Origin of the sequence: Mesorhizobium sp. M7A.F.Ca.CA.003.01.2.1, from assembly GCF_003998945.1 — a bacterium.
GTDB lineage: Bacteria > Pseudomonadota > Alphaproteobacteria > Rhizobiales > Rhizobiaceae > Mesorhizobium > Mesorhizobium ciceri.
Genome location: NZ_RZRA01000618.1, coordinates 1 through 3,463, shown reverse-complemented (window position 1 = coordinate 3,463; position 3,463 = coordinate 1). Strand labels below are relative to the sequence as shown.

Below are 3,463 nucleotides of genomic sequence, written 5' to 3'. Positions count from 1 at the left end.
CCTGCGCCGGCGGGAACGCCCAGCCGACGATGCCCCACGGCACCATCATCGCCATCAGCGCCGGCCCGGCAATATGGTGCGGCAGGAAGGTCGGGATGACCGACAATAAGACCAGCATGCCGGCACTCAGCGCCAGCGACCAGCCGACGGTGCGGGTCGCACCGAACCGGTCGGCGGCCTGGCCGCCGCCAATGTTGCCGATGACGGCGCCGACGCCGAAGGCGAGCAGCATGCCGGGCAGCGCGATCTGGCTGAGACCGCCGCCCTCGATGGCAAGCGGCGCGACATAGGCAAAGACGGTGAAGGCGCCGATCAGCGCCAGCACTGTCGTCAACAGGATCGGCATCACGCCGGGACGCAGCGCTGCCGCCAGCCTGCGCTTCAAGGGCAGCCTGGTGCCAACGATGCCCTGCGGCAGCCGGTACCACAGGATCGCGCCTGCAAGCGCGCCAAGGCCGGCGATGGCAAAGAAGGTGCCGCGCCAGCCGGCGACGGTGGCAACGAGCGCGCCGAGCGGCGCACCGAGCGCAACGGCCACAGTGGTGCCGCCGACAACGACGGCGATGGCACGCGCCCGGTGATGATCATCGACCAGCGCTACTGCGGTGCCCTGCGCGGTTGCGGCGAACAGGCCCGACGACAGCGCCATGACGATGCGCGCGACCAGCAGCAGTTCGAAGGAGGAACTCAAGGCGGCGGCGATGTTGCCGATGACGAAGAACACCAGCGTCCACAGGATGACGCGGCGCCGGTCCCATTCGCCGGTCAGCGTCGCGAGAATCGGCGTGCCGACCGCATAGGCGAGCGCGAAGGCGGTAATCAGCGTGCCGGCCAGCGGAATGGAGATGCCGGCATCCGCCGCGATGTCGGGCAGAAGGCTGGAGATGACGAAGCCTTCGGTCGAGATCGTGAACGATCCGAGCGCGAGCCAGAAGAGGCGCTTGTCCATGGCGGGATGTCCTTAGTTCAAAAGTTATTGAACAATTGGACATAACAGGGCATCATGTCAATGAAGCCAGGGAAAAATAGCTGAACCTTCCTGACAGCCCTGTGTCAGCACAGGCCGGGCGGGGTTCGCGCGAGACGGAGAAAGGCCACGTGGAGCCAACAATGATGGATGCGTTGAAATCGGACCCGACTGTGCTTAGTTTCGAGCCATGACCTTGCCACACCCCAATACGGACCAGATCAGCCTGCCGATCGTGCTTGGCGTGCTCGGCGACCCGACGCGGCTTGCCATCGTGCGCTATCTCGCCAGCAAGCAGGGCGTGCCGCTGAACTGCAGCCAGTTCCTCGATTTCGGCTCGAAGACCAATCTGAGCTACCACCTCGCCAAATTGCGCGAGGCCGGCGTCACCCGCGCCGAGGTGGTCGGCACCAACCGCATGATCACACTGCGCCGCGCCGATCTCGACGCCCGCTTCCCCGGCCTGCTCGACGGCGTCATCGCCGCCGCCGGCGACGATCCCGCACTGCCGGCGGTTGGCGGCCACGATATCGAAGTGCACGCCCGACCCTGAAGGACTTGGGTTCCTCGCCCACGAACGTGGGGAAAAGGAAAAGCGGCGTCACACAGGAGCTTCCCGAAATGCGCATCGCCGTCCTCGCCGATATCCACGGCAATGTGCTGGCGCTCGACGCCGTGCTTGACGACCTGCGCCGGCGCGGCGGCGCCGACCTGACCGTCAATCTCGGCGACAGCGTTTCCGGCCCGCTATGGCCGCGCGAAACGATGGAACGGCTGCAGGCGCTGAACCTGCCGACGGTGCGCGGCAACCACGACCGCCGTGTTGCCGCCGACCCCGCTGATGACACCATGTGGCCCTCCGACGTCTATGCGCAGGAGCGGCTGACCGAGGCACAGCGCCAGGTGCTGTTCGCCCAGCCGTTGACGCTGGAGATCGCACCCGGAATCATCGCTTTCCACGCCCGTCCCGACCATGACGAGAAATATCTCACTGATACGATCGTCAATGGCCAGCTGGTACGCGCGCCGCTGACGGCGATCCGGCGGCGGCTGAAGGCGCTCGACCCGGCTTGCCGCATCGCGCTGTGCGGCCACAGCCACCGCGCGGAACTGATCCGCGTCCCCGACGGTCCCGTCATCTTCAATCCGGGCAGCATCGGCTGCCCTGCCTATGACGATTCCACGCCGCCGGCGCATGTCTCCGAGCAGGGCTCGCCGCATGCGCGCTACGGCATTGTCACCCTGGGCAGCAACGGCCAGCCCGACGGCTTCGAGGCCATCGCCGTCGACTACGACCACGAGGCGGCCGCCAGGCAGGCCGAACAAGCGGGCCGGCCGGAATGGGCTCACGCGCTCAGAACCGGGTTCATGCCCCTGCCCGGCTGAAGGCTGGCGAAACGGCGGCCCGAATTTTCGGGCTTACATGGCGCCGCGTCGTCCCTTATAAAACCGGCCGGGCTTGCGGCGGGCTCGATCCGCCGCGGCACGGTATCAGCGCACGGCCAAACGATGAGGCGCACAGTTACGCTCCGAACAATCCTCCATGCGCTGATTGCTGCTCCGCTGCTGATGACGGCGTGGCCTGTGATTGCCCCCGCTATGGCTGAAGAGATGGCCCAAGAGGCGCCGGAGCTCGTCATCTCCGTCGTTACCGGCCTGGCGCCGGACGACCTTCTCAAGGTCCGCACCACCGCATCGCCGGTCGCCACGGTCGAGGCGCGGCTGAGCAGTGGCGACATGGTCACCAATCTCGGCTGCAACGACATCAACGGCTACAAATGGTGCAAGGTCGAGAGCACGGGCAAGGAGAAGCTGAGCGGCTGGGCGCCGGCGCGCTATCTCATCCCCCTCAATCCGAACCCCTATGTCGAAGGTGAGCCAAGACCGGCCGGTGCGCCGGTGGTTGCCTCCACCGGCAGTGGGGCCGAGCAGGCCTCGGCACCGGACCAATCGCAGGCCACCGGCTCAGCCGACAGCGCGCCGGTCGCACCGCCCGACCTGACGGCGCGGCTTGGCGGCGCCGGTCCGGCAGCCGAAAGCACGCCGAAATCGCCAGAGGAAATCGGCCACGCCGCCATGCAGGATGCGTACCTACTGGCGCTGGCGGCGCCTGACGTCCCGCTTGATTCCGCTCCGACGCTGGCTTCTGGCCCCGAAATTCCCTGCGCCCGCTATGTCGGCCAGCCGATGGAGCGCTGCAAGGTCAGCGTGGTGCACACCGCCGACAAGGCGAACATCACTGTGACCTGGCCCGATGGCGGCACGCGCATCATCTCTTTCCGTGCCGGCCAGCCGGCCGGTTCCGACGCGCCCGGCGACTTCCGCTTCACCAGGGAAGGCAGCCTCAACATGATCCGTGTCGGCGTCTCGGAGCGGTTTGAGATCACGGATCAGTTGGCGCTGGGGAATTAGAATTCAGGGGAGTAAGGGAGCAGGGAATAAGGGAGTGTGTTTGGAATTCTCTCGAACCGACCCTACTCCCCTACTCCCCTACTC

General features: G+C 66.6%; 4 protein-coding genes. 3 read left to right on the top strand and 1 reads right to left on the bottom strand.

Annotated elements, in window-relative coordinates:
- Nucleotides 1–949, bottom strand: a 949-nt coding sequence (locus EN969_RS22360; protein WP_164758416.1) for an MFS transporter, incomplete at its 3' end; no start/stop codon positions are given.
- Nucleotides 950–1,157: 208 nt separating this feature from the next.
- Here EN969_RS22360 and EN969_RS22355 point away from each other — a divergent pair.
- From EN969_RS22355 to EN969_RS22345, 3 genes are all read left to right on the top strand, one after another.
- Nucleotides 1,158–1,520 carry a helix-turn-helix transcriptional regulator gene (locus EN969_RS22355; RefSeq protein WP_127419400.1) on the top strand — a complete coding sequence of 121 codons (363 nt, stop codon included), beginning with the start codon at nt 1,158–1,160 and terminating at the stop codon, nt 1,518–1,520.
- A 68-nt stretch (nt 1,521–1,588) separates the two neighbouring features.
- On the top strand, nt 1,589–2,353 hold the full coding sequence (locus EN969_RS22350) for a metallophosphoesterase family protein (RefSeq protein ID WP_063168791.1): 765 nt from the start codon (nt 1,589–1,591) through the stop codon (nt 2,351–2,353).
- Nucleotides 2,354–2,578: 225 nt separating this feature from the next.
- Nucleotides 2,579–3,379: an SH3 domain-containing protein gene (locus EN969_RS22345; RefSeq protein ID WP_335918526.1), complete on the top strand. Its 801-nt coding sequence runs from the start codon at nt 2,579–2,581 to the stop codon at nt 3,377–3,379.
- The last annotated feature ends 84 nt before the right edge of the window (nt 3,380–3,463 follow it).